The organism is Mitsuaria sp. CC2 (assembly GCF_048957715.1).
Classification (GTDB): domain Bacteria; phylum Pseudomonadota; class Gammaproteobacteria; order Burkholderiales; family Burkholderiaceae_C; genus Roseateles.
This window is the reverse complement of record NZ_JARVXN010000027.1, coordinates 195540-219963: the sequence shown is the minus strand read 5'-3', so window position 1 is coordinate 219963 and position 24424 is coordinate 195540. Positions and strand designations below refer to the sequence as shown.

Sequence of the window (24424 nt, the reverse complement as noted above, 5' to 3'; positions counted from 1 at the left end):
GTTGCGTCGCCGAGACTGGGAACACAACGTCGACTGGCGCGCACCGATGTCGCCTTGTCGGTGAATACCCTTGAAACGCGGCGCTTGGCACGGGGGTTGCACCCCGAAGCGCCGTCACGCGGTGCGAGCCGCGTCCAACTACATGCTGGGGCCTTATGGAGATACTTTTTCAGCAGATCATCAACGGCCTGGTGCTGGGGAGCATGTATGCCCTCGTCGCACTGGGCTACACGATGGTCTACGGCATCATCAACCTCATCAACTTCGCGCACGGCGACGTGCTGATGGTGGGGGCGCTCGTCAGCTGGACCGTGGTCACGGCGCTGGCGTCGCTGGGCCTGCCCGGCTGGGTGCTGATGCTGGCCGCGCTGGTCTGCGCCATCGTGGTCTGCACGCTGCTGAACTACGCGATCGAGAAGATCGCCTACCGGCCGCTGCGCAGCGCGCCCAGACTGGCGCCGCTGATCACCGCGATGGGCATGTCGCTGCTGCTGCAGACGCTGGCCATGATCATCTGGAAGCCGAATCCCAAGCCCTTCCCGCAACTGCTGCCGGCTGACCCGATCCACCTCGGCGGCGCCGTGATCACGGTGACGCAGATCGTGATCCTGGTGAGCACGGTGGTGATCCTGGGCGGCCTGCTGTTCCTGGTGAACCACACCAAGATGGGCCGCGCGATGCGCGCCACGGCCGAGAACCCGCGCGTCGCATCGCTGATGGGCGTGAAGCCCGATGCGGTGATCTCGCTGACCTTCATCATCGGCGCCGCGCTGGCCGCGGTGGCCGGCCTGATGTGGGCCGCCAACTACGGCACCGCCCAGCACACCATGGGCGTGCTGCCGGGCCTGAAGGCCTTCACCGCCGCGGTGGTGGGCGGCATCGGCAACCTGGCCGGCGCGATGGTCGGCGGGGTGCTGCTGGGCCTGATCGAGGCCATCGGCGCCGGCTACCTCGGCGACTGGACCGGCGGCGTGCTGGGCAGCCATTACTCCGACATCTTCGCCTTCATCGCGCTGATCCTGGTGCTGACCCTGCGGCCGTCGGGCCTGCTGGGCGAACGCGTTGCCGACCGCGCCTGAGGAGCCGTCCATGTTCCAGACCAAATCCTCCAAGCTGATCACCTTCCTGATCGCCGGCGCGCTGCTGCTGGTGCTGCCGCTGTTTGCGCAGCAATTCGGCAACGGCCCGGTCCGCATCATCGACCTGGCGCTGCTGTATGTGCTGCTGGCCCTGGGCCTGAACATCGTCGTTGGCTACGCCGGCCTGCTCGACCTGGGTTACGTCGCGTTCTATGCGGTGGGCGCGTATCTCTTCGCGATGCTCAACAGTCCGCACCTGTCGGAGAACTTCGAGCACATCGCCGCCGCCTTCCCCAACGGGCTGCACCTGCCGCTGCTGCTGGCCATCGCGTTGGCGGCGCTGCTGGCCGGCGTGTTCGGCGTGCTGCTGGGCGCGCCGACGCTGAAGCTGCGCGGCGACTACCTGGCCATCGTGACGCTGGGCTTCGGCGAGATCATCCGGGTGTTCCTGAACAACATGGAATATCCGCTCAACATCACCAACGGTCCGCGCGGCATCGGCCAGATCGACGGGGTGCATTTCCTCGGCTTCGAGTTCAACCAGAACCACGAGTTCTTCGGGCTGGCCTTCAACTCGGTGGCGATGTACTACTACCTCTTCCTGGCGCTGGTGGTCGGCTCGGTGCTGATCTGCTACCGCCTCGAGAACTCCCGCATCGGCCGCGCCTGGATGGCCATCCGCGAGGACGAGATCGCCGCCAAGGCCATGGGCATCAACACCCGCAACATGAAGCTGCTGGCCTTCGGCATGGGCGCCACCTTCGGCGGCGTGGCGGGCTCGATGTTCGGCGCGTTCCAAGGCTTCGTCTCGCCGGAATCGTTCAGCCTGCAGGAGTCGATCATGATCGTCGCCATGGTGGTGCTGGGCGGCATCGGCCACATCCCCGGCGTGATCCTGGGCGCGCTGCTGCTGGCCGCGCTGCCGGAAGTGCTGCGCTACGTCGCGGGCCCGCTGCAGCAGATGACCGACGGCCGCCTGGATGCGTCCATCCTGCGTCAGCTGCTGGTGGCGCTGGCCATGATCGTGATCATGCTGATGCGTCCGCGCGGCCTGTGGCCCTCGCCCGAGCATGGCAAGTCCCGGCCCCTGCCGCCCGGCGCGCAGCCGCCTGCCAATGCCGGCAACGCCATCAATGCCTGAGCCGCGCCAGGAGCAAGAACCAATGACTGAAACCGTACTGAAAGTGGCCGGCGCCTCCAAGCGCTTCGGCGGCCTGCAGGCGCTGTCGGATGTGGGCATCGAGATCAAGAAGGGGCAGGTCTACGGCCTGATCGGTCCCAACGGCGCCGGCAAGACGACCTTCTTCAACGTGATCACCGGGCTGTACGTGCCGGACGGCGGCAGCTTCGAGCTGGGCGGCCAGGCCTACAAGCCGCAGGCGGTGCACCAGGTCGCCAAGACCGGCATCGCGCGGACCTTCCAGAACATCCGGCTGTTCGCCGACATGACCGCGCTGGAGAACGTGATGGTCGGCCGCCACGTGCGCACGCATTCGGGCCTGATCGGCGCGGTGCTGCGCACGCCGGGCTTCAAGAAGGAAGAGGCCGAGATCACCGCCCGCGCCCGCGAGCTGCTGGACTACGTCGGCATCGGCCGGCATGCCGACTTCAAGGCGCGCACGCTGTCCTACGGCGACCAGCGCCGGCTGGAGATCGCGCGCGCGCTGGCCACCGATCCCAAGCTGATCGCGCTGGACGAGCCCGCCGCCGGCATGAACGCGACCGAGAAGGTCGTGCTGCGCGAGCTGATCGACCGCATCCGCAACGACGGCCGCACGATCCTGCTGATCGAGCACGACGTGAAGCTGGTCATGGGCCTGTGCGACCACGTGTCGGTGCTGGACTACGGCAAGCTGATCGCGTCAGGCACCCCGGCGGAAGTGCAGCGCAACCCCAAGGTGATCGAGGCGTACCTTGGCGCCCACGCGGCGGAAGCCGTGACCCACTCGGCGCCTGCGGCCCCCTGATCCCGACCCATGGAAATCGAAAAGATGGCAGACAACATCCTCCTCCAGGTCGAGGGCCTCGCGGTCGCGTACGGCGGGATCCAGGCGGTCAAGGGCGTGGACTTCGACGTGCGCCAGGGCGAGCTCGTCTCGCTGATCGGCGCCAACGGCGCGGGCAAGACCACCACGCTGAAGGCGATCACCGGGCTGCAGCCGCTGGGCGTCGGTGATGTGAAGTTCATGGGCCGCTCGATCAAGGGCCAGGGCGCCTGGGACCTGGCCAAGCAGGGCCTGGTGATGGTGCCCGAAGGCCGCGGCACCTTTACCCGCATGACGATCACCGAGAACCTGCAGATGGGCGCGTTCATCCGCAAGGACAAGGAGATCGAGGCCGACATCGAGAAGGTCTTCGCGCTGTTCCCGCGGCTCAAGGAACGGCGCAACCAGCTCGCCGGCACGATGTCCGGCGGCGAGCAGCAGATGCTGGCCATGGGCCGCGCGCTGATGGCCAAGCCCAAGCTGCTGCTGCTGGACGAGCCGTCGATGGGCCTGTCGCCGATCATGGTCGACAAGATCTTCGAGGTCGTGAACGACATCCACCAGCAGGGCGTGACGGTGCTGCTGGTCGAGCAGAACGCCAGCCGGGCGCTGGAACTGGCCAACCGCGGCTACGTGATGGAGTCGGGCGCGATCACCATGAAGGGCGACGGCAGGACGCTCCTGAACGACCCGAAGGTGCGCGCGGCCTACCTCGGCGAATAAGCGGGGGAACGATGCCCGGGCGGGACTTCCGCCGCACCATGACGAGGGGCCCGCGAGGGCCCTTCGTGCTTTCCGGCGACGGCGACCTCGGCCCGTCAGGGTTCGCCGGGGCGGTCGCGAGGAACCATCTCCAGGTAGTCGGCGATCCGGCCGCCGTCCAGCGGCTTGACCATCACGCGCAGTTCGTTGACGCGCTGGCCCATCGTGAGGCCGTCGCGACGGCGCACCTCGGTGAAGCCCTGGCGTTCCCAGAAGCGCTCCGCGCGCGGGTTCCCGACGACGACGCCCAGACGGACCCACAACGCGCCATTGCGTTGCATCCAGCCTTCCAGTTCCGCATAGATCTCCCGCGCGGCCGTGGAGCCGTGCAGCGACGTTGCCACGATGAACAGTCCGACCAGCCAGACCCGCGGCGCCATCAGGTCGGAGACCAGCGAGGCCATCGCCACCAGCTCGCCGGAGTCGTCGGCGTAGCCCAGCAACCGTTTGGCACTGAAGCTCCAGCCTTCGGGCGGCAGGTCGCGTATCTCCTCGCGGGCCTCGTCGGGCCGGGGCGCGGCGCCGGTCACCTGCTCGAAGTACAGGGGATTCCGTTCGTAGAACCGTTGGAGCAGGTCCTCATCGCTGGCCTGGAGTTCGAATACACGGACGTGAGGCAGCGACAAGGAAGGCGGGAGAGGAATCGGCATCGGCGGGAGTCCACGTGCCGGCGCGTCGAGGCGCCGGCCATCGGAAAGATCACCGAGCGTACCAAACGGAGCGGGTAGCGGTACCCCGCGTCTGACTTCCCCCGAAGGTGGGGGACGGGTCTTGCGTCCGGGCCACCTGGCTGCCGTGGTAGGCGGCCAGGCGACCCGTTTTGCCGCGCTTACTTCCGGATGAATTCCAGCAGATCCGCGTTGACGAGGTCCTTGTGGGTGTCGGTCAGACCGTGGGGCGCGCCGGGGTAGACCTTCAGCACCGAGCCCTTGATCAGCTTGGCCGAAGCGCGGCCCGCGGCATCGATCGGCACGATCTGGTCGTCGTCGCCGTGGATGATCAGCGTGGGCTTGTCGAACTTCTTCAGGTCCTGGGTGAAGTCGGTTTCGGAGAACGCCTTGATGGAGTCATAGGTGTTCTTGTGGCCGCCTTGCATGCCCTGGAACCACCAGTTGTCGATCAGGCCTTGCGAGACCTTCGCGCCGGGACGGTTGAAGCCGTAGAACGGGCCGGAGGGGATGTCCTTGTAGAGCTGCGAGCGGTTCTCCAGCTGCCCCTTGCGGATGCCGTCGAAGGCTTCGATGGGCAGGCCGCCGGGGTTCTTGTCGGACTTGACCATGATGGGGGGCACGGCGGAGATCAGCACCGCCTTGGCCACGCGCGAGGTGCCGTGGCGGCCGATGTAGCGCGCCACTTCGCCGCCGCCGGTGGAGAAGCCGACCAGCACGGCGTTCTTGAGGTTCAGCGTCTCGATGACGGTGGCCAGGTCGTCGGCGTAGTGGTCCATGTCGTTGCCGTCCCACGGCTGGCTGGAGCGGCCGTGACCGCGGCGGTCATGGGCGATGACGCGGTAGCCCTGGTCGGCCAGGAAGATCATCTGCGATTCCCAGCTGTCGGAGTTCAGCGGCCAGCCGTGGCTGAAGACGATGGGTTGGCCGTTCTTCGGTCCCCAGTCCTTGTAGTACAGCTGCACGCCGTCCTTGGTCGTGATGTAGGAGCCCGAGGGCTGCGCGCTGACGATGCGCGCTGGCGCGGGCTTGGCATCGGCGGCGAAGGCCGGGGTGGCGACAGCGCCGGCGACGGCCACGGCCAGCGTCGAGAGGACCAGCAGTTGACGACGCGATTGACGGGCGAGGGTGGCGATGGCGTTCATGGTGGGCTCCTTCGGGTGGTGGGTGAAGATGGGTTGGAGAAAGTGGGGTTGGTGGTGGGTGAGCAGATGTCGTGGATTCGAGTTGCTTGCTAATTGTTTGTGTACGAATTAGTTGAGAGGAAGAAGGGGCAGGTCATGCGGATTCGTCGATGAGGCGTTCAGCCGGCCTTGCGGGCCATGCGTTCGCGCAGCACGAGCAGGCGATCGCGGAGTTCGATCAGTTCGGACAGGTCCGAGTCCGACGCATCCACGATGCACTGCGGCAGATGGGTGGAGCGCTTGCGCAGCGCGCGGCCGGCGGCGGTCAGCGTGATCAGCACCTGGCGTTCGTCCTGCGGCGAACGGTCCCGGCTGACCAGGCCGGCGGCTTCCAGGCGCTTGAGCAGCGGGGTCACGGTGGGGGAGTCGAGGAACACGCGTTGCGCGATCTCGCCGACCGTCAGGCCGTCGCGTTCCCAGAGCACCAGCATCACGAGGTACTGGGGGTAGGTCAGCTCCAGGTCCTTCAGCAGTTCGCGGTAGACCTTGTTCAGCCCCAGCATCGTCGAGTAGATCGCGAAGCAGAGCTGTTGATCGATCTCCAGCGGCGGGCAGACGGCGTTGGCGTCGGTGCCGGTCGCCGTCTGCTGCTTGGGGGTGGTGGTGCGTGCCATGGGGTGAACTTTAATTAGTGTGCGAATGAATTGCAAGCGAAATTGTTGGCCGGGCCGGCGGGAGGGGCATCGCGGTTGCAGGGTGTAGTGCGCGCAGTCGTCTGCTAACCGCGCACGCGCGCCGTTTCTGAACCGTTAACGGTCCATTGCATGTCCTCGCCGTTCCGTCGGGAAAGGCAGGATGGCAATACTGCGGGCACCGACAACGGTTGATGAGGTCCCTCGATGGTGAACACGACGCGCGCGTCTCTCCTCGTTTCGCTCTTTGGCTACAAGGCCTGGGCCAATGCGGAGATGGACAAGGTCTGGCGCAAGGTCGACGACGGCGCTCCCGGTGAACGATGGCAAGGCGCGATCCGGACGATGAATCACATGCTGGTCGTCGACCGCATCTTTGCCGCGCATCTGACGGGCCAGGTCCACGGCTATGCGGCGGCGAACACGACGGAAACGCCGACGCTGGAAGCGCTGCTGGCCGCCGTCAAGGAAACGGACGCCTGGTACGTCCGGTACGTCGCCGGCCTGCCGCCGGAGCAGTTGTCGGAAGCCATCCAATTCACGTTCACCGATGGTCAGGCCGGGGGGATGACGCGCGAGGAGATGCTCCTGCACGTCATCACGCACGGGACCTACCACCGCGGCGCCATCGGTCGCATGCTGGTGGAAGCGGGCGGGAGCTCCCCGCCGGACACGCTCACGCGCTTCCTGCACATCGCGGAGCCGGATCGGCGCGTGCTGCCGGTGGCGTGAGTTCAGTCCTCGCGACATCGATCGACCATCAGGACCGCCGTCACAATCGCGGCGGCGGGTAAGGCACTTTTACCGAAGCCGAAACAATAGAGATCGAGAGAGGGAGTCGTTGATGAACGACGGGGATGGGACACCACGAGAGGAGGCGGGCACTGGGTCAGGCGCGACCGTCCGCAAACCGAAGGGGAGGGCGCGTGCTGTCTACGTGCCCGTGCTCGCGGGAGCGATCTATGGACTGGTGATGCGTCTGGCGTTTGGCGGTCTGACGTTCGTGTCGCCGTGGCTGAACTTCTCGTCGGACACCGGCTTCGTGATGAGCACCGGCTTCGTGCTGATGACGCCGGTGGTGCTTGGCGCGATCACCGTGTACGTGATGCGGGCCGCGCCGGGCCGTCGGGGGCCCACGTGGATGGAGGCGGCGTTCGTGCCGTGGGGCGCGACGGCGCTGATGATGGTCGGCGCCATCCTGACCTTGCTGGAAGGCGGCATCTGCGTCGTGATCCTGTCGCCGGTGTTCCTCGTCCTGGCGTCGGTCGGCGGCCTGTTGATGAACCTGGTCCTGAAGACGACGCGGGTGGGCAGGCTGAAGGCCGGCGCGCTGGCGACGCTGCCGCTGCTGTTCACCGTGGTGGAAGGCCCGTTGACCGTCGAGCAGTGGCAGCGCATCGATCGTTCCGTGGTCGTCGAGGCGGCCCCGGCGCGGGTGTGGTCGGAGATCGTCGCGGCGCGGGACATCCGGCGTGAGGAGTTCCCGCGCACCTGGATCCACCTCATCGGGGTGCCGCGACCCGTCGAAGGCGTCAACCGTGCGACGCCGCAAGGCGAGGTCCGGGAATCGCGCTGGGAGCGCGGCGTCCATTTCCTCGGTCGGGTCACGGAGCGCGTCGAGGATCGGCGGATCGCGTGGCGCTACGAGTTTTCGCCGGATTCCTTCCCGCCCGGCACGATGGACGATCACGTCGTCATCGGCGGGCGCTACTTCGATCTCGGCGAGACGCGGTTCTCGTTGACGCCCCTCGATGCGACCCACACGCGGTTGGACATCGAGGCCCATTACCGCGTCACATCGAGCATCAACGTCTATGCGGTGCCGGTCGCCGACTTCCTCGGGCGCGACTTCGTCGACGGGCTGCTGACGCTGTACAAGCGCCGCAGCGAGGGCTGAGGATTCACTCCGGCTTCTTTGTGCAGAAGAACTCCCACACCGACTTCGGCTTGCCGTAGCGGTTCAGCGATCGCTTGTCGAGGTGCTCGATTTCGAAGCACGCGGCGAGCACGTCCTCGATCTTTTCGCGGGTGAAGAACTGCTTGGCGACGCCGTCGACGACTGTCAGTGTCCATGAGGACGCGTCGTCCGGCGCGCCGTAATGCCAGTCGTCTTCGGCGTTGACGCAGCCGATCAGCCGGCCGCCCGGCCCGAGCACGCGGGCGATCTCGCACAGCGCACGCTGCGTGTCGTCGTGGTCGAAGTAATGCAGCGAGAGCTGCGCGACAGCCAGGTCGAATTCGCTGTCGGCCAGCATGGGCATCGCGCGGACGTCGGCCAGCACATGCCTGGCCGCCGGCGACTGCCGCCGGCACCTCGCCAGCGCCTCGGCGGAGATGTCGATGCCGGTGACGTCGACGCCCAGCTCCAGGAGCGCAGCAGTCTCCCAGCCGTCGCCGCAGCCGATGTCCAACGCGCGGCGCACGCCGGGCAGGCGATGCTGCCAGCCGCTCAGCCAGGCCTCATCCTGGCTCAAGGGCTGGGCGGCGTAGCGGCGGTCCCAGACGTCCGAGGCGGCCTCGGGCGCTTCGTTCGGTTCATCGGATGCAGGCAGATCTGGGGGCGGGGCATTCATGCAGAGCAGCCTACCTCGCCCCCGATCTTTCCGCCGTGCGTCGCCCCACCTTCGCCCGATACAGGCGACAGGACGACGCACGGTTTCCCGCCAAGCGAAGGTCAGAACTCCTTCGTCAGGCTCACGTAGACCGTGCGGCGTTGGCCGTACTGCGGGGCGCCGACGCCGATGCCCGAGCCGTCACGCAGCTGGTAGCCCTTGTCGAAGAGGTTGAGCACCGACAGGCGCGCCTCCACCGGACCGCCGCCGCCGAGGTCGAACTTCTTGCTCACGTCCGCGTTGACGCTGGTGTACGAGGGCAGGTGCGTGGTGTTGGCGAAGCCGTTGCGCAGGCCGCTGCCGAACAGCGCGCTCGCGCCGACCGCGTAGCCGTCGTCCAGCCGCACGTTGACGCCGGCCGAGGCGCTCAGCTTCTGCTCGTGGTCCAGGTGCACCCAGTGGTTGGCGATGAAGTCCAGCTCGTCCTGCTCGAAGTTGAACTGGCCCGTCTCCACCTGCTGCGCGCGGGCGTGCGTGGTGCCGAGGTTGGCGTATGCGGACCAGGTCTTCTCCTTGTAGCTCGCCGACAGGTCGACGCCGTAGATGCGGCCCTTCGCGTAGTTGAAGGCCGAGTAGATCAGCGCGTTGCCGAACTGGCCCTCGTCCTGCAGGTGCTGCACCGCGCGGTAGTAGCCGTCGATGCCCAGCGTCAGCTTGGGCGTGACCTGCCAGGCGGCGCCGGCGTCGTAGTAGTTGGAACGCTCCGAGCGCACCGCCGTGTCCGCGTCCGTCGGCAGCGCATTGGTCGTGCCGGCGAAGGCCGCCACCGAGGTGGTGTCGATCTTCTCGGTCGGCGGCGGCGTGAAGTAGCGCGCGTAGCCCGCATGCAGCCGCACCGTCGGCGCCGCGTCCCAGACCAGGCCGATGCGCGGGCTTAGCTGATGTTCCTTCGTGACGGTGTCGACCTCGTCGTAACGCGCGCCGTAGTTCAGCGTCAGCGTGCGGTCCAGCTTCCATTCGTCCTGCAGGTAGGCGCCCCACAGGAGGCCGCTCAGGCGGCCGCCGTCGGAGATGCTCACCGGCGTGCCGCTGGTCTGGTTGCCGTCGTCGTCGGCCGGGAAGACCAGCGCGTTGTTGACGGTGCTGGCGTGCTCGCGCTGCGCGAAGAGGCCGGTGCGGATGGTGTGGGCGCTGTCCAGGCGGTAGCTGGCATCGGCCTGCACGCCGTTGGCCTCGTTGCGGCGCAGGATGTTGGCGGCGACGCCCAGGTACTGCAGGTCGCCCGTCGTGTCCGGCGTGTAGTGGACGTCGGTGTAGCGGTGGAACAGCGACACCTGGTAGTCGATGTCCTTGCCGATCACGCTCTGGTAGCTGACGACGGCGAAGCGGTTGCGCTCGCGCTGGTGCGCGTCCAGCGTGCTGGAGTCCTTGTCCGGCGTGCCGTCGAGGGTGAAGGCGGTCGACTGCCCCGGCGAGTTCGGGATCTGGAAGCGGTTGTCGGTGACGCCGGCCATCGCGGTGATGCGACTGTCGTCGTCGAGTAGGTAGGACACCAGCCCGAAGCCCTTGCCCTGATGCGTGCGGTCGTGCAGCGCGTCGCGCGAGGCGGTCGGGTTTTCGATGCCCAGGTCGTTGCCGAGGAAGGAGCCGCTGAACTCGTAGCTCAGCCGACCCTGCGTGCCGTGCACCGACAGGTCGAGCTCGCGCGAGCGCTGCGTGCTCAGCGTGATGCCGGCGCTGCCGGCGAAGGGCTTGTCGTCGTCGCCCACGCCTTTGGTGGTGATGTCCACGATGCCGGCGGTCCGGTAGCCGTATTGCGCGGGGAGCGCGCCAGTCAGCAGGCTGATGCTGTCGGCGAAGCGCGTCTCCAGCGTCTGTCCGAAGCCGCTGATGGCCTCCGGGATGACGACGCCGTTGATGCGGTACTGCAGGTTGGCATGGTCGCCGCGCACGTGCAGGCCGCCGTAGGAGTCCTGCACGACGCCCGGCGTCTGCAGCAACACCTGGTTCAGCGGGGTGTCGTCGCCTTGCGGCAGACGGGCGATGTCGTTCTTGTCGAACTTGTAGATCGTGCTGCCGGTGTCGGGCGACAGGCCGTTGCGCGCCGCGTCGAGGCGGCTGCGCGCGCCCTGGACCTGGACGGTGGGGAGCGCGGCGCCGCCGGCGGCGGTCGGGGCTTCAACGGTGCTGGTCGCAGCAGGTGCCGACGAGGCGGCCGTGTCGTCGGCGCGCGCCGGCAGCGCGAGCAGCAGCGGATAGGCGAGCGACAGGGACAGCGCGAGCACGCGCAGGGGAGGGTGGGTCATGGTGGATCTCTGGCAATCTGAATTCGGTCGAGCGCAGGCCGGCCGATGAGGCCGGGTGGTCGTTGTCCGGTCGCCGGAAGCTTCAGGAACTGGGGCGTTCGAAGCGTTCAGGCGCGGCCGGTCGGCGCTGCGGTGAGGAGGTCGGGTTCAGATCGCCAGGGGCGGGCTGCGGCTGCGCGGCGGCGGCGCGGGCAGCGAGCGCGTGACGCGCTCGATGACGGCCGCCTGGACGTGGACGGCTTCGGCCAGCGCGAGCACCGGCGCTTCGGCGCGGGCCGAGGCGGCGAGGTCGTCGAAGGCCAGGCAGACCTCGCACAGCTGATCGGCGGACAGGTCGTCCGGATCGGCGTGGGCGACGTCGTCGCGCCCGGCCTGGACCGAGGCGGTCGCCGTGGCGGTCGCAGGCCCATGCCCCCGCGCACCGGTCAGATGACCGATGCCATGCCACACCGCGCCCTGCTGCGACAGCAGCATGAACAGCGGGAGCAGCAAGTGCAGGAGATGCTTGCGCATGGCGCGGGATTATGAAGGTCGGAAGGCGTCCCGCCAGACGTCAGGCTGTCGCGAACCTGTCGTCACGGCGGGGCGAGCCGCCACTCAGGCGCGGATTCCCGCCACTCGCCGCACGCGGTTACCAGGCGGCGGGGCGGCTGGCCACACTGGCGCCTCGACGTCCGACCCTGGAGCGTTCCCATGAAGATCCCTGTCGCCGCCTGGTTCCGCGAGAACCGCAGCTTCCTGCTGTTCCTCGTCGGTTTCCTGTTCTTCCGCACCGCGATCGCGGACTGGAACCCGGTCCCCAGCGGATCGATGCGGCCGACCATCCTCGAAGGCGACGTCGTCTTCGTCGAGCGCGTCGCCTACGACTGGAAGCTCCCGCTGACCGACATCTCGCTGCGCCGCGTCGGCGAGCCGCAGCGGGGCGACGTGGTCACCTTCGGCTCGCCGCGCGACGGCACGCGGCTGATCAAGCGCATCGTCGCGGTGCCCGGCGATACGGTCGAGCTGCGCGCCGACCGGCTGATCCTCAACGGCCAGCCGGCGGCGTACGTGCCGGTGGAGGAGGTCGCCGAGGCGGTCGCGCCGGGCATCGCGGTCCGCGGCGTCCGCGAGGTCGAGCAGTGGGGCGGCCAGCGCCGCGTCGTGCAGTTCCTGCCGGACGTCCGCGCGCGGCGCGATTTCGGTCCCCTCGTGGTGCCGGCCGACCAGTTCTTCATGATGGGCGACAACCGCGACAACAGCGAGGACTCGCGCTTCATCGGACTCGTGCCGCGGCGCTTGATCATCGGACAGGCGCATCGCGTGCTGGTCTCGGCCGACATCACCGCCCATTGGGCGCCGCGCTGGGGCCGGTTCGCGGCGCCGCTGCGCTGAGCGCACGCTGCACGATTCCCATTGACCCGTCCCCCGCAAGGTCTCTCCGAGCCCGCAGAGAATGGTCCGTCGCTGACGTTCATCGCTCACGTTCATCCACGCCTTGCCGACACCTCCGCGGTGCGTCCCGGCGCCTTCACAACATTCCGACGGTACCCCCATGACGGACCTGTCCAGCTTCCCCATCACGAAGAAGTGGCCCGCGCAGCACCCCGAGCGCCTGCAGCTGTACTCGCTGCCGACGCCCAACGGCGTGAAGGTGTCGATCGCGCTGGAAGAACTGGGCCTGGCCTACGAGCCGCACCTGGTCAGCTTCCAGACCGACGACCAGCTCACGCCCGAGTTCCTGTCGCTGAACCCGAACAACAAGATCCCGGCGATCATCGATCCCGACGGCCCCGGCGGTCAGCCGCTGCCGCTGTTCGAGTCGGGCGCCATCCTGGTCTACCTCGCGGAGAAGACGGGGAAGCTGATCCCGCAAGACCCGGCGCGCCGCTATGAGACGCTGCAGTGGGTGATGTTCCAGATGGGCGGCATCGGGCCGATGTTCGGCCAGGTCGGCTTCTTCCACAAGTTCGCCGGCAAGGACTACGAGGACAAGCGTCCGCGTGATCGCTACCTCAACGAATCCAGGCGCTTGCTGGGTGTGCTCGAGCAGCGCCTGACCGGCCGCGGCTGGATCATGGGCGACGAGTACACGATCGCCGACATCGCCATCTGGCCCTGGGTCAACAACTTGGTGGGCTTCTACGGCGCGGGCGACCTCGTCGGTTTCAGCGAATTCAAGAACGTGCAGCGCGTGCTGGACGCGTTCGTCGCGCGCGACGCGGTCAAGCGCGGGCTGAACATTCCGGCGCGTCCCGCGGCGTGATCCCGCGCAGGCCCGCACCGTCGGGCGTTTACACCGTCCAGGATGTGCGGATCTGCGGGCGCCGCACGGCGGTGACTATCCAGTCGTTCTGAACCGCCGCGAGCGGCTTGAACGCCTCGATCGCGTAGGCCTCGCCGGTCGGCGTGACGACACCGAAGGTCGTCATGCGATTGACGTTGCCGTTCACGTGCGCGCGCGCCACCGCGAAGCGTTGGATGAAGCCTGCGGCTTCGTCATTGGTGTAGGGCTTGAACCAGATCAGTTGCTGGGCGTTCAGTCCTCGCAGCGTGGTCAGGAAGGCCTGTTTGCAGTCGCGCGCGGGATCCTGACTGGCCGCCGAATGCGCCACGCGGCGCTGGCCGCCGACCACGTAGCTCACCATCAGGCAACCGCTGAAATCCTTGCTGATGACGGCACGATCCGTGGCGATGTAGTTGCTGCGGCCGTCGACGTAGCCGACGAAGTCGCACAGGGCGGCCCCGATGAAGCGGTTCTGCGAGGAGTGCTCCCTGGCGATGTCGGAGTAGCTCGCCAGACGTGTCAAGCTGATGCCGGGGCGCAGCTTCCTGGCTACTTCGGCGGCCATGTCGGCGAGCGGGCCGGTCGGATGCGAGAGCACGTCGACGCGACCCAGTGCCGATTGAGCGGTCCAGAGGGTTTCGGCGGTGATGTCGTTGCCCACGGCCGTGGCGGCCGGCGGGACGATGTTGCCCGGGTCCGTGCCGTTGAAACGGAGGACGTGGCCCGGCTTGATCTTCTCGAACATGGAAAGCTCCATCGCGCGCCGTCCGACCGAACATCCGGCGGGACCTCAGCATCGCACTCGGCGATGCTGCGCCGATCGCCGTTCCCTCGCACCTGACTTTCGTCCTTTCACGGACATCGGCGGAGGGACACTCCGTCGAGAGGGGAGCGTCCGCGGCGGGAGGGCGCCGGTCGACGCCGCCCGCGCTGCTGCGCAGCGCCGCTCAGTAGTGCGGCGGCAACTCGTCCCGCAGCCCGCCGGTGCCGTCGCCGCGTCCCTCGGGCACCTGGCGGCGCAACTGCAGGACCTCGCGCACCAGCGCGTCGATCTGCTCCTGCTGTTTCGCGACCTGCGCGTTCAGATGATCGACGAGGTCCTCGGCGAAGCTGGCCTTGATCTCCAGCTCCGTGACGCGCGACTCCAGCACGCGGAGCTCCTCGGCTCTTTCGCCGTCGCCCGGGACCTCGCTCATGGCGCCGCCTTCACCGACGCCTTGGCCGCCGCCTTCGCCGCCGGCTGCGACATCAGCTCGGAGATCACCGACACCGGCGCGTTCCCGTAGCTCAGGAACTGCTCGTTGAAGTCCTTCAGCCTGAAGTTTTTGCCCAGCGCCTGCTTGCGCTGCTCGCGCAGCTCCATGATGTCGCTGTAGCCGCTGAAGTAGCTCGTCAGCTGCACCGAGGTCAGCTGCACCCGGCGCCACTTCTCGCGCGCCTCGCGCTCGGTCTGGAAGGCCTGGCGCTGCAGCAGGTCCAGCGCCTGCGCCTCGGTCATGCCGAGCACGTGCACGTTGTAGTCCAGGATCGTGTTGGTGACGCTGCGAAGGTTCCACTTGCCCCACATCAGCCACATCTCCGGCGCGTTCCCGCCGTAGCCGGACTCCAGCATCATCCGCTCGCCGTAGACCGCCCAGCCCTCGACCATCGCGCCGTTGCCGAACAGCGTCTTCACCAGCGACGGCGACTTGTTCGCGTGCACCAGCTGCGTGTAATGACCGGGCACCGCCTCATGGATGTTGAGGATCTGCAGGATCCAGTGGTTGTACTCGCGCAGCGAGCTCTCCGCCTGTTCCGGGGTCAGGTCGTCCAGCGGCGTGACGTTGTAGTAGGTGCGATCCTGCGGCCGGTAGGGGCCGGGCGCCTCGATGCCGGCGCCGGCCACGCCGCGCTGGTAGACCGGCGTCTCGCGCACGATCAGCGGCTTGCTCGCGTCCTGCGTCAGCAGGTCGTGCTCGGTGATCCAGCGCTCCAGCTGCGGGATCTGCGCGCGGATCTCCTTCACGAAGTCCTCGCGCTTGACGTGCTGCTCGCTGAGCTTGCCGATCACCGCGCCGATGCGGGCGAAACGGTCCTCCGGCTTGGGCGCGTCGCCCATCGTCCGCGTCCACAGCTGGTCGGAGATCTGCGCCATCTGCGCCAGCAGCGCCTCGCGCGCCTTCAACGCGCGCTGGTACATCTGCTCGGCGGAATGCACCGACTGGATGTCGTAGCCGAACTTCTGCTCGTACAGCGCCTTGCCCAGGCGGAAGCCGCGCGCCTTGCCGGTGGCCTTGCCCTCGGCCAGCAGTTGCGCGAGTTGCGCGCGGTAGCCCTCCACGGCGGTCTTCGCGCCGGCGATGCGATCGGCGAGCTGCTTGCGCTCGGCCTCGGTCAGCGACGCGGCGTCCGGACCCTGCGCGGCCTTGGCCACTTCCTCCAGCACGCTGAGCACGCCCGGCGCCTGGTCGATGGCGAGCTGCGTGTGCTCCAGCGTCGGCTGCTTCAGCAGCGACGCGCCGGCGCGGTAGTAGGCCGGCACCAGCGCCAGTCGCGCCGAGATCGTCTTCAGCCGCACCGGCAGCGGCGCGTAGTCCGTGGCGAGGATGTAGTCGATCGGACCCGCGATGTTGAGGAAGGACGGATTCCACTCGTACTCGCGCAGCTCGGTCAGCTGGAAACGGTCGCTGCGCAGTTTGTTGAGCAGTTGACCGAGGTCGGTGCGCGAGGCCGGGCTCAGTGTCTTCACGTCGACCGCCTCGAAGCGCTTGAGCCAGTCGGTCGCGAAACTCAGCGAGCGGGCGCGCATCGCGCGGTCCGGCGCCGGCAGCTCTGCGGCGAATTCATAACGGCCCGCACCGATGGCGGCATCCGGGTCCAGGCGCCAGAGCGCCTCGATGTAGTCGTTGGCCAGGCGCTGGAAGCGGGTGTCGGCGTCCAGGGTCTGGTCGGGGTCGAGCTTGATGACGGCGCGCGTCGGCTTGGGGGTGTCGCTGGCGGGGGCGGCGAAGGCCGTGCCGGCGGACAGCGCGCCGACGGTGGTCAGCGCGGCCACGGCCAGCGCCGACAGGGTGAGGTGGGTGAGGCGGGTGGGGCGATTCGTCATGGGGCGCGAGCATAACTTTGGCGGCCCCGCCGCGACACCCGTGCCGAAAGCAAAGAAGGTGTCGAGGCAATGAAAAGGGCGCCGGTCGATGCGAACGGCGCCCTTGTGTGTCGATGCCGTTTCCGGCGTCAGGTCGAGGTCACGTCAGCAACCACCGGCTGACATGGAAGGTCAGCCACGACGCCACATACGCCAGCACGAACAGATAGGCCAGCATGATCGCCGGGATCTTGTAGCCGCCGGTCTCGCGCTTGACCGCCGCGATCGTCGACAGGCACTGCGGCGCGAACACGAACCACGCCAGCAGCGAGAACGCCGTCGGCAGGCCCCAGGTGGAGGCGATCAGCGGCGTCAGCGCCTGAGCGGCCTCGTCGCCGGTGGCCGACAGCGAGTACACCGTGCCCAGCGCGCTGACCGCGATCTCGCGCGCCGCCATGCCCGGCACCAGCGCCAGGCTGATCTGCCAGTTGAAGCCGATGGGCTCGAAGATCGTCGCCAGCCCGCGGCCCAGGTAGCCCGCGAAGCTGTACTCGATGGCCGGACCGGTCGCGCCTTCGGGCGCGCCGGGGAAGGTCGACAGCACCCACAGCAGCAGCGTCAGCGCCAGGATGATCCCGCCCACGCGCTTGATGAAGATCTCCGCGCGCTGCAGCAGTCCGATCGCGACGTTGCGCGCATGCGGCCAGTGGTAGCTGGGCAGCTCCATCATCAGCGGACGCACCGTGCGGCCGGCGTTGGTGAAGCGCTTCAGCACCCAGGCCACGGCCATCGCCGCGATGATGCCGGCGAAGTAGAGGACGAACAGCACCAGTCCTTGCAGCTCGATGCCGCCCCACAGCTCGCGCTGCGGGATGAAGGCGCCGATCAGCAGCGCGTACACCGGCAGCCGCGCCGAGCAGGTCATCAGCGGCGCGATCAGGATGGTCACCAGCCGGTCGCGCGGACTCGCGATCGACCGCGTCGCCATGATCCCGGGGATCGCGCAGGCGAAGCTCGACAGCAGCGGGATGAAGCTGCGGCCCGACAGGCCCACCGAGCCCATCAGCCGATCCAGCAGGAAGGCCGCGCGCGGCAGGTAGCCGGACTCTTCCAGCAGCAGGATGAAGAAGAAGAGGATCAGGATCTGCGGCAGGAACACCAGCACGCCGCCGACGCCCGCGATCAGCCCGTCCACGACCAGGCTGCGCAGATGGCCCTCGGGCAGCAGCGCGCCGGCCTGTTCGCCGAGCCAGCCGGTGCCGGCCTCGATCCAGCCCATCGGCGCCTCGGCCCAGGCGAACACCGCCTGGAACAGGAAGAACAGCAGCACCGCCAGCAGGATCGGTCCCAGCACCGGATGCAGCACGAAGCGGTCGACCTTGTCGCTGGGCAGCTCGCCCTGCAGCGAGTCGAGGCCCAGTGCCTTCAGGATGTGGTTGATGCGCGCGGTGTCCTCGCCTTCCGCGGTGACGGCATCCGTGCGCCAGCGCTCGGGCTGGTCCAGCAATGCGCGCAGGTCGTCGATCCCCTCGCCGTCCGTGGCCACCGTGCGGATCACCGGCACGCCCAGCAGCGTGCTCAGCTTCTGCGTGTCCACGTTGATGCCGCGACGCTGCGCCAGGTCGGCCATGTTCAGCGCGACCACGCAGGGCAGGCCCTGGCGCTGCACCGACAGGAACAGCCGCAGGTTGCGGCGCAGATTGGTCGCGTCCAGCACGCAGACGATCAGGTCGGGGCGCTTCTCGCCCTGCGCGCGTCCGGCCAGCACGTCGACGGTGACGCGCTCGTCCGGCGAGCGCGGATACAGCGAATAGGTGCCCGGCAGGTCCAGCACGCGCAGCAGCTTGCCGGCGGCGGTCTTGAGGCGGCCTTCCTTGCGCTCGACGGTCACGCCGGCGTAGTTGGCGACCTTCTGGCGGCTGCCGGTCAGGCGGTTGAACAGGGCGGTCTTGCCGCAGTTCGGATTGCCGACCAGCGCCAGCAGCGGCCCGGACGGATGGATGTGGACGACGGACTCACGCACGGGCGGCTCCCGACGGTTCGCCGGACGCGGCGCCTTCGAGCTCCACGCATTCCGCCTCGGCGCGGCGCAGCGCGAAGGTCGACTGGCCGATGCGCACCACCAGCGGATCGGCGCCTGGCAGGGCGCGGGCGAGCACGGCGACGTGTTCACCGGCGACGAATCCCAGTTCCTCCAGCATCTGTTTCCATTCCGGCGCATGGGCCGGGGCTTGCAACGCCTTGACGCGGTGCGCCTGGCCGATGACGGCCTGCGCGAGGGTGGGGGCTTGGAGAACGGCGCTCATGTCGTAGGGATCTCGGGGAGGAGCCTGCGGGCTTGCGAAGCGAAAGATTCTAAATGATAGTGATTCTCAACTTCCTTCGCAGAACCGAGGTGAAGGTTCGGTGAACCCGAGGGCGGACTGCAATTCGCCCAACCAGCGGATCCTCGAGGGGGGCGAAGTCAGCGAGCGGGTGTGGGGCCGGAGTGATGCTGGGGGTTCGCGCACGCGATGCCCCCTGCGTCGCGGAGCGCCCGCGCTTGGCGGAGCGGGGTAGGGCGAGCTGCATTCCACCCGCCGCGCACCGCCTTCGAGCAGTGATCCACCTCCTGATTTCCCGGCCCCGCAAACGTTTAGCGTTTACCTTGACGTGGCTTACACTCGCGCCTTCTTAGAATGCCCGGCTGCTCCTCACCCTTCGCATCGAGACCGCAAATGATGAAGTTCTCCCTGTCGCTCTCCAAGACTGTCCTCTCGATCGCCGCCGGCCTGTCGTTGGCTGTGGCGGGCGGCGCGGCGGCCGCGCAGACCACCCCGGCGGTGATCTTCGACATGGGCGGCAAGTTCGACAAGTCGTTCAACGAGGCCGCGTACCGCGGCGTCGAGCAGTGGAAGAAGGACACGGGCGGCAAGTATCTCGAGTTCGAGATCAGCAACGAGACCCAGCGCGTGCAGGCGATCCGCCGCATGGCTGAGCGCGGCGCCAGCCCCATCATCTCGGTGGGCTTCGCCCAGGCCTCGGCGCTGAACCAGGTGGCCAAGGACTTCCCCAAGACCAAGTTCGTCATCATCGACGAGAAGGTCAACCAGCCCAACGTGCAGTCGGTGCTGTTCAAGGAACAGGAAGGCAGCTTCCTCGTCGGCGCGCTGGCCGCGCTGACCAGCAAGACCGGCAAGGTCGGCTTCGTGGGCGGCATGGACATCCCGCTGATCCGCAAGTTCGAATGCGGTTATGAGCAGGGCGTCAAGGCCGCCAATCCGAAGGCCGAGGTCTTCAAGAACATGACCGGCACGACCGCGTCGGCCTGGAACGATCCGACCCGCGGCGGCGAGCTGGCCAAGGCGCAGTTCGCCAAGGGCGTGGACGTGGTCTTCGCCGCGGCCGGCGGCACCGGTGTCGGCGTCTATCAAGCCGCGAAGGACGCCGGCAAGCTGGCCATCGGCGTCGACAGCAACCAGAACCACCTCCAGCCCGGCACCATGCTGAGCTCCATGGTCAAGCGCGTGGACGTCGCCGTCTACAACGTGCTCAAGGAATGGAAGCCCGGCATCAGCGTGCTGGGTCTGAAGGAGGGCGGCGTCGAGTACGCCGTCGACGCGAACAACGCCAAGCTGATCGCCCCCGCGATCAAGAGCAAGCTGGACGCGTACAAGGCCGACATCATCGCCGGCAAGATCAAGGTTGCGGACTACATGGCGGACAACGCCTGCAAGAACTGACCCCTCGCGAGCGAGTCTTCCTGACATGACACAGTCCCCACGCGGCGGCGCCGCGCCCGCGGTCCGTCTGTGCGAGATCTCCAAGCGCTTCGGCGCGGTGCTGGCCAACCGGGCGGTGAGCCTGGCCGTCGAGCGCGGCACCGTGCACGGCCTGGTCGGCGAGAACGGCGCCGGCAAGAGCACGCTGATGGCGATCCTCTACGGCTACTACCACGCCGACGAGGGCCACATCGAGGTCGACGGCCAGCGCGTCACCATCGCCAACTCGCAGCAGGCCATCGCGCTGGGCATCGGGATGGTGCATCAGCACTTCATGCTGGTGGACACGCTGTCCGCGCTGGACAACGTGATGCTGGGCGCCGAGCCCGCCTTCTTCCTCTCACGCGCGAAGCGCCAGGTGCGTCAGGAGCTGGAAGCGCTGATGCGCGACACCGGCCTGACGGTGCGCCTGGACGCGACGGTGGCGGACCTGCCGGTCGGCGAGATGCAGCGGCTGGAGATCCTGAAGGCGCTGTACCGCGGCGCGAAGATCCTGATCCTGGACGAGCCCACCGCGGTGCTGACGCCGCAGGAGACCGACCAGCTGTTCGAGGTCCTGCGTCGCCTGCGCGAGCGCGGCACCACCATCCTCCTGATCACGCACAAGCTGCGCGAGGTGATGGCCCTGTGCGACGCCGTGACCGTGATGCGCGCGGGCGCCGTGATCAAGACCTGCGCGATCGGCGACACCAGTCCCGAGGACCTGGCCGAGAGCATGGTCGGCCGCAAGGTCAACCTGGGCCGTGACGATGCCGGCGCGAAGGCGTCGTCCGGCGCGCCGGTGCTGAAGGCCGAAGGCCTGACCGTCGCCGGCGACAGCGGCTCCGGTGTCCACCTGCTCAGCAACGCGACGCTGGTCCTGCGTCCGGGCGAGATCGTCGGCGTGGCCGGCGTGTCCGGCAACGGCCAGAGCGAGCTGCTGGAAGTCCTGGCCGGCATGCGCGCGCCGGATGCCGGCACGCTGCACGTCGCGGGCCGCGACTTCCGCCCGACCTCGTGGATGGATCCGCGCACGGCGCGTGAGCTCAAGCTCGCGCACGTGCCCGAGGACCGTCACGCGCTCGGCATGGTGCTGGACTTCCCCGCATGGGAAACGGCCGCGCTCGGCTATCACGAGCAGGACGCCTACCGCGCCGGCCCGATGGGCCTGGGCATGAACCAGCGCCACCTGCGCGCGCAGACCGCGGAGATGATGGAGCGCTTCGACGTCCGACCGCGCAACGCGGAGCTGGGCTCGTCGAAGTTCTCCGGCGGCAACCAGCAGAAGCTGATCCTGGCGCGCGAGATCGGGCAGAGCCCGGTCGTGCTGCTGGTCGGCCAGCCGACGCGCGGCGTCGACATCGGCGCGATCGAATTCATCCACAACCAGCTGCGTCGCCTGCGCGACGCCGGTTGCGCGATCCTCGTCGTCTCCAGCGAGCTCGACGAGATCCTGGCGCTGGCCGATCGCGTGATCGTCATGAACGCCGGCCGCATCACCGGCGAACTCGCCATCGACGAGTGCAGCGAGAAGAACCTGGGCCTGCTGATGTCCGCCTCCCCGAATCACGAGAAGACCGCCGTCGCGGCGACCGCCCCATGAGCGCCCAAGCCTTGCAGATGCCGCGCTGGATGGACCTGATCCTCCTGCCGCTGTGGAACCTGCTGATCGCGCTGGCGGTGGCCGGCGGCGTGGTGCTGCTGATCGGCGCCAGCCCGATGCAGGCGCTGACGGTGCTGCTGGACGGCGCGCTGGGCAGCGCGCGCGGCCTCGGCTACACGCTCTACTACACGACCACCTTCATCTTCACCGGCCTGGCGGTGGCGGTCGCCTTCCACGGCGGCCTGTTCAACATCGGCGGAGAAGGGCAGGCGACGCTGGGCGGCATCGGCGTGGCGCTGGTGTCGCTGTGGCTGGGCGCCAGGCTGCCCGGCGTCCTGATGATCCCGCTGGCGATCGTCGCGGCGGCGCTGTTCGGCATGGTCTGGGCCGCGGTGCCCGGCTACCTGCAGGCCTGGCGCGGCAGCCACGTGGTCATCACGACCATCATGTTCAACTTCCTGGCGGCCAGCCTCAACGGCTACCTGCTCGTGAACTGGCTGCGCCCGAACGGCTCCATGTCGGTCGAGAGCGACGCCTTCGCCGACTCGGCGCGCATGCCGGCGGTCCATGAGCTGCTGGCGAAGTTCGGCGTCGAATGGCCGTCCTCGCCGCTGAACCTGTCGATCCTGCTGGCCGTCGCGGCCTGCGTCTTCGTCTGGTGGTTCCTGTGGAAGAGCCGCGCCGGCTACGTGCTGCGCGCGGTCGGCTCGAACCCGAGCGCCGCCCACTACGCGGGCATCCGGCCGCGCTGGCAGGTGCTGGCCGCGATGGGGCTGTCCGGCGCGCTGGCCGGGCTGGTCGGCGTCAACGAGATCGCCGGCGTGCAGGGCAAGCTGACGCTGGACTTCGTCGCCGGCGCGGGCTTCACCGGCATCGCCGTCGCGCTCATGGGCCGCAACCATCCGGTCGGCATCGTGCTGGCCTCGCTGCTGTTCGGCACGCTGTACCAGGGCGGTGTCGAGGTGTCGTTCGAGGTCCCCGGCTTCAGCCGCGAGATGGTCGTGACGGTGCAGGGCCTCATCGTCCTGTTCGCCGGCGCGATGGCGATGGTGAGCGCGCCGATGTTCGCGAAGCTCTACGGCGCGTTCGCGCGCAAGCAGCGCGCCGCGGAAGGGAAGTCCCATGGATGAGGTCCTGATCGGCTCCGTGCTGGCGTCGACGCTGCGCGTCACCACGCCGCTGCTGTTCGCCGCGCTCGCCGGCCTGCTGTCGGAGCGCTCCGGCGTGGTCGACATCGGCCTGGAAGGCAAGATGCTCTCCGCCGCCTTCGCCGCGGCGGCGGTGGCCAGCGTGTCGCACTCGACGACGCTGGGCCTGCTCGCCGCGATCGTCGTGGCCATCGCGATGTCGATGGTCCACGGTTTCGCGACGGTCACGCACCGCGGCGACCAGGTCGTCTCCGGCGTCGCGCTGAACATGGTGGCCGCCGGCCTGACCGTGGTGCTGGGCATCGCGTGGTTCGCGCAGGGCGGCCAGACGCCGCCGATCGGCGCGGAACAGCGCATCACCGGCCTGCTGCCGCAGTGGGCCGAGCCCACGCCCGGCAGCTGGTTCGCTTCCGTCGTCGGCCACGGCCTGCTGAGCCACAACGCGCTGGTCTACCTGGCCTTCCTGCTGGTGGTCGTCGTGTGGTTCTTCCTGGAGCGCACGCGCCCCGGCCTGCGCCTGCGCGCGGTCGGCGAGAACCCGGCGATGGTCGACGCGGCCGGCGTGTCCGTGCCGCGGCTGCGCTACACCGCGCTGGCGCTCAACGGCGTCCTGTGCGGCCTGGGCGGCGCCTACCTGACGCTGGCGCAGAACGCCTCCTTCTCCCCGAACATGACCGCCGGCCGCGGCTTCATCGCGCTGGCCGCGATGATCTTCGGCAAGTGGAAGCCGGTGCCCACGCTGTGCGCCTGCCTGCTGTTCGGCTTCCTGGACGCCGTCGCGATCCGCCTGCAGGGCGTCTCGCTGCCGGGCATCGGCGAAGTGCCGGTGCAGCTGATCCAGGCGCTGCCCTACATCCTGACGGTGGTGCTGCTGGCCGGCTTCATCGGCCAGGCGATCGCGCCCAAGGCGCTCAGCAAGCCCTACGTGAAGGAGCGCTGATGATGGCGTCGTCCCAGGATTCCCAAGCCGACCTGATCGCGGCGATCCCGCTGCCCGCCGAGGTCATCGAGCGGCTGCTCGAGGCCGCGCTGGCCGCGCGCCAGCATTCGCACGCGCCGTATTCGAAGTACTTCGTCGGCGCCGCGGTGCTCGACGAGCATGGTCGCATCCATGCCGGCTGCAACATCGAGAACGCCGCCTACCCGCAAGGCTGGTGCGCGGAGACCAACGCGCTGGGCCACATGATCATGGGCGGCGGCCGCGTGGCGCGCGCGGTGATGGTCACCGGCGCGGGCTCGGAAATCATCACCCCCTGCGGCGGCTGCCGCCAGAAGCTGCGCGAGTTCGCGCGGCCCGACGACCTCATCGTGATCGCGGGCGACGCCTCCGGCGTGCGCGCCCACTGGACCCTGGAGCAGCTGCTGCCCGCCAGCTTCGGTCCGGATCACCTGAAGCCCTGAACGTCGACAGTCACGTCGACATCGATATCGACAC

At 68.4% G+C, this 24424-nt stretch carries 24 protein-coding genes; 13 read left to right on the top strand and 11 right to left on the bottom strand.

Annotated features, from left to right (window positions below; translation table 11 throughout):
* The first annotated feature begins 155 nt into the window (after positions 1–155).
* From PV762_RS18690 to PV762_RS18675, 4 genes are read left to right on the top strand one after another with little or no spacing between them, the layout of a single operon-like run.
* A complete protein-coding gene (locus tag PV762_RS18690; protein ID WP_421036503.1) occupies positions 156–1079 on the top strand; it encodes a branched-chain amino acid ABC transporter permease in 924 nt (307 codons plus the stop codon).
* 10 nt (positions 1080–1089) lie between these two features.
* Entirely contained in the window at positions 1090–2220 is a 1131-nt protein-coding gene (locus PV762_RS18685) for an ABC transporter permease subunit (RefSeq protein WP_421036502.1), read from the top strand.
* A 22-nt stretch (positions 2221–2242) separates the two neighbouring features.
* Positions 2243–3046 carry an ABC transporter ATP-binding protein gene (locus PV762_RS18680; RefSeq protein ID WP_421036501.1) on the top strand — a complete coding sequence of 268 codons (804 nt, stop codon included), beginning with the start codon at positions 2243–2245 and terminating at the stop codon, positions 3044–3046.
* A gap of 24 nt (positions 3047–3070) precedes the next feature.
* Positions 3071–3787: an ABC transporter ATP-binding protein gene (locus tag PV762_RS18675; RefSeq protein WP_421036500.1), complete on the top strand. Its 717-nt coding sequence runs from the start codon at positions 3071–3073 to the stop codon at positions 3785–3787.
* Positions 3788–3882: 95 nt separating this feature from the next.
* Here the strand turns inward: PV762_RS18675 and PV762_RS18670 are convergent, their stop codons facing one another.
* The 3 genes from PV762_RS18670 to PV762_RS18660 form a co-directional block, all read right to left on the bottom strand.
* Complete coding sequence (locus PV762_RS18670) at positions 3883–4476, bottom strand: GNAT family N-acetyltransferase (protein ID WP_421036499.1); 594 nt, start codon at positions 4474–4476, stop codon at positions 3883–3885.
* A 179-nt stretch (positions 4477–4655) separates the two neighbouring features.
* Positions 4656–5639 (bottom strand): alpha/beta fold hydrolase, encoded by a 984-nt coding sequence (locus tag PV762_RS18665; RefSeq protein ID WP_421036498.1) that lies wholly within the window; start codon positions 5637–5639, stop codon positions 4656–4658.
* Positions 5640–5797: 158 nt separating this feature from the next.
* A complete protein-coding gene (locus PV762_RS18660) occupies positions 5798–6292 on the bottom strand; it encodes a MarR family winged helix-turn-helix transcriptional regulator (protein ID WP_421036497.1) in 495 nt (164 codons plus the stop codon).
* Positions 6293–6517: 225 nt separating this feature from the next.
* Between PV762_RS18660 and PV762_RS18655 the strand changes: the two genes are divergently transcribed.
* A complete protein-coding gene (locus PV762_RS18655) occupies positions 6518–7042 on the top strand; it encodes a DinB family protein (RefSeq protein WP_421036496.1) in 525 nt (174 codons plus the stop codon).
* 241 nt (positions 7043–7283) lie between these two features.
* Positions 7284–8207: an SRPBCC domain-containing protein gene (locus PV762_RS18650; protein WP_421036495.1), complete on the top strand. Its 924-nt coding sequence runs from the start codon at positions 7284–7286 to the stop codon at positions 8205–8207.
* Between the two features lie 4 nt (positions 8208–8211).
* On the opposite strand, the gene PV762_RS18645 is transcribed toward PV762_RS18650, so the two are convergent.
* From PV762_RS18645 to PV762_RS18635, 3 genes are all read right to left on the bottom strand, one after another.
* Positions 8212–8883, bottom strand: coding sequence for a class I SAM-dependent methyltransferase (locus tag PV762_RS18645; protein WP_421036494.1), 672 nt, complete (start codon positions 8881–8883; stop codon positions 8212–8214).
* A 101-nt stretch (positions 8884–8984) separates the two neighbouring features.
* The gene (locus tag PV762_RS18640) at positions 8985–11168 is read right to left on the bottom strand and encodes a TonB-dependent receptor (protein ID WP_421036493.1); all 2184 of its coding nucleotides are present in this window, start codon (positions 11166–11168) and stop codon (positions 8985–8987) included.
* 147 nt (positions 11169–11315) lie between these two features.
* On the bottom strand, positions 11316–11681 hold the full coding sequence (locus PV762_RS18635; protein ID WP_421036492.1) for a DUF2946 family protein: 366 nt from the start codon (positions 11679–11681) through the stop codon (positions 11316–11318).
* A 180-nt stretch (positions 11682–11861) separates the two neighbouring features.
* Between PV762_RS18635 and lepB the strand changes: the two genes are divergently transcribed.
* Together lepB and PV762_RS18625 are read left to right on the top strand one after the other, a co-directional pair.
* The gene (gene lepB, locus PV762_RS18630) at positions 11862–12542 is read left to right on the top strand and encodes a signal peptidase I (RefSeq protein WP_421036491.1); all 681 of its coding nucleotides are present in this window, start codon (positions 11862–11864) and stop codon (positions 12540–12542) included.
* Between the two features lie 160 nt (positions 12543–12702).
* A complete protein-coding gene (locus PV762_RS18625; RefSeq protein WP_421036490.1) occupies positions 12703–13413 on the top strand; it encodes a glutathione S-transferase N-terminal domain-containing protein in 711 nt (236 codons plus the stop codon).
* A gap of 28 nt (positions 13414–13441) precedes the next feature.
* Here the strand turns inward: PV762_RS18625 and PV762_RS18620 are convergent, their stop codons facing one another.
* The 5 genes from PV762_RS18620 to PV762_RS18600 all read right to left on the bottom strand — a co-directional run bounded on the left by PV762_RS18620 (position 13442) and on the right by PV762_RS18600 (position 18804).
* On the bottom strand, positions 13442–14179 hold the full coding sequence (locus PV762_RS18620) for a hypothetical protein (RefSeq protein WP_421036489.1): 738 nt from the start codon (positions 14177–14179) through the stop codon (positions 13442–13444).
* A 202-nt stretch (positions 14180–14381) separates the two neighbouring features.
* Complete coding sequence (locus tag PV762_RS18615) at positions 14382–14630, bottom strand: SlyX family protein (protein WP_421036488.1); 249 nt, start codon at positions 14628–14630, stop codon at positions 14382–14384.
* Positions 14627–16519 carry a DUF885 domain-containing protein gene (locus PV762_RS18610; RefSeq protein ID WP_421036487.1) on the bottom strand — a complete coding sequence of 631 codons (1893 nt, stop codon included), beginning with the start codon at positions 16517–16519 and terminating at the stop codon, positions 14627–14629. Before PV762_RS18610 ends, PV762_RS18615 begins: the two co-directional genes overlap by 4 nt.
* A 139-nt stretch (positions 16520–16658) precedes the next feature.
* Complete coding sequence (gene feoB / locus PV762_RS18605; protein WP_421036486.1) at positions 16659–18521, bottom strand: ferrous iron transporter B; 1863 nt, start codon at positions 18519–18521, stop codon at positions 16659–16661.
* Positions 18514–18804: a FeoA family protein gene (locus tag PV762_RS18600; RefSeq protein ID WP_421036485.1), complete on the bottom strand. Its 291-nt coding sequence runs from the start codon at positions 18802–18804 to the stop codon at positions 18514–18516. The genes feoB and PV762_RS18600 overlap by 8 nt, the downstream gene beginning before the upstream one ends.
* 414 nt (positions 18805–19218) lie before the next feature.
* On the opposite strand from PV762_RS18600, the gene PV762_RS18595 reads away from it, so the two are divergent.
* From PV762_RS18595 to cdd, 5 genes are read left to right on the top strand one after another with little or no spacing between them, the layout of a single operon-like run.
* The gene (locus PV762_RS18595) at positions 19219–20220 is read left to right on the top strand and encodes a BMP family lipoprotein (protein ID WP_421036649.1); all 1002 of its coding nucleotides are present in this window, start codon (positions 19219–19221) and stop codon (positions 20218–20220) included.
* Positions 20221–20245: 25 nt separating this feature from the next.
* Positions 20246–21841 carry an ABC transporter ATP-binding protein gene (locus PV762_RS18590; RefSeq protein ID WP_421036484.1) on the top strand — a complete coding sequence of 532 codons (1596 nt, stop codon included), beginning with the start codon at positions 20246–20248 and terminating at the stop codon, positions 21839–21841.
* The gene (locus PV762_RS18585) at positions 21838–22971 is read left to right on the top strand and encodes an ABC transporter permease (RefSeq protein WP_421036483.1); all 1134 of its coding nucleotides are present in this window, start codon (positions 21838–21840) and stop codon (positions 22969–22971) included. The genes PV762_RS18590 and PV762_RS18585 overlap by 4 nt, the downstream gene beginning before the upstream one ends.
* Entirely contained in the window at positions 22964–23929 is a 966-nt protein-coding gene (locus PV762_RS18580) for an ABC transporter permease (protein WP_421036482.1), read from the top strand. The genes PV762_RS18585 and PV762_RS18580 overlap by 8 nt, the downstream gene beginning before the upstream one ends.
* Positions 23929–24390, top strand: a complete 462-nt coding sequence (gene cdd / locus PV762_RS18575) for a cytidine deaminase (RefSeq protein WP_421036481.1) — start codon at positions 23929–23931, stop codon at positions 24388–24390. Before PV762_RS18580 ends, cdd begins: the two co-directional genes overlap by 1 nt.
* Positions 24391–24424 lie beyond the last annotated feature (34 nt).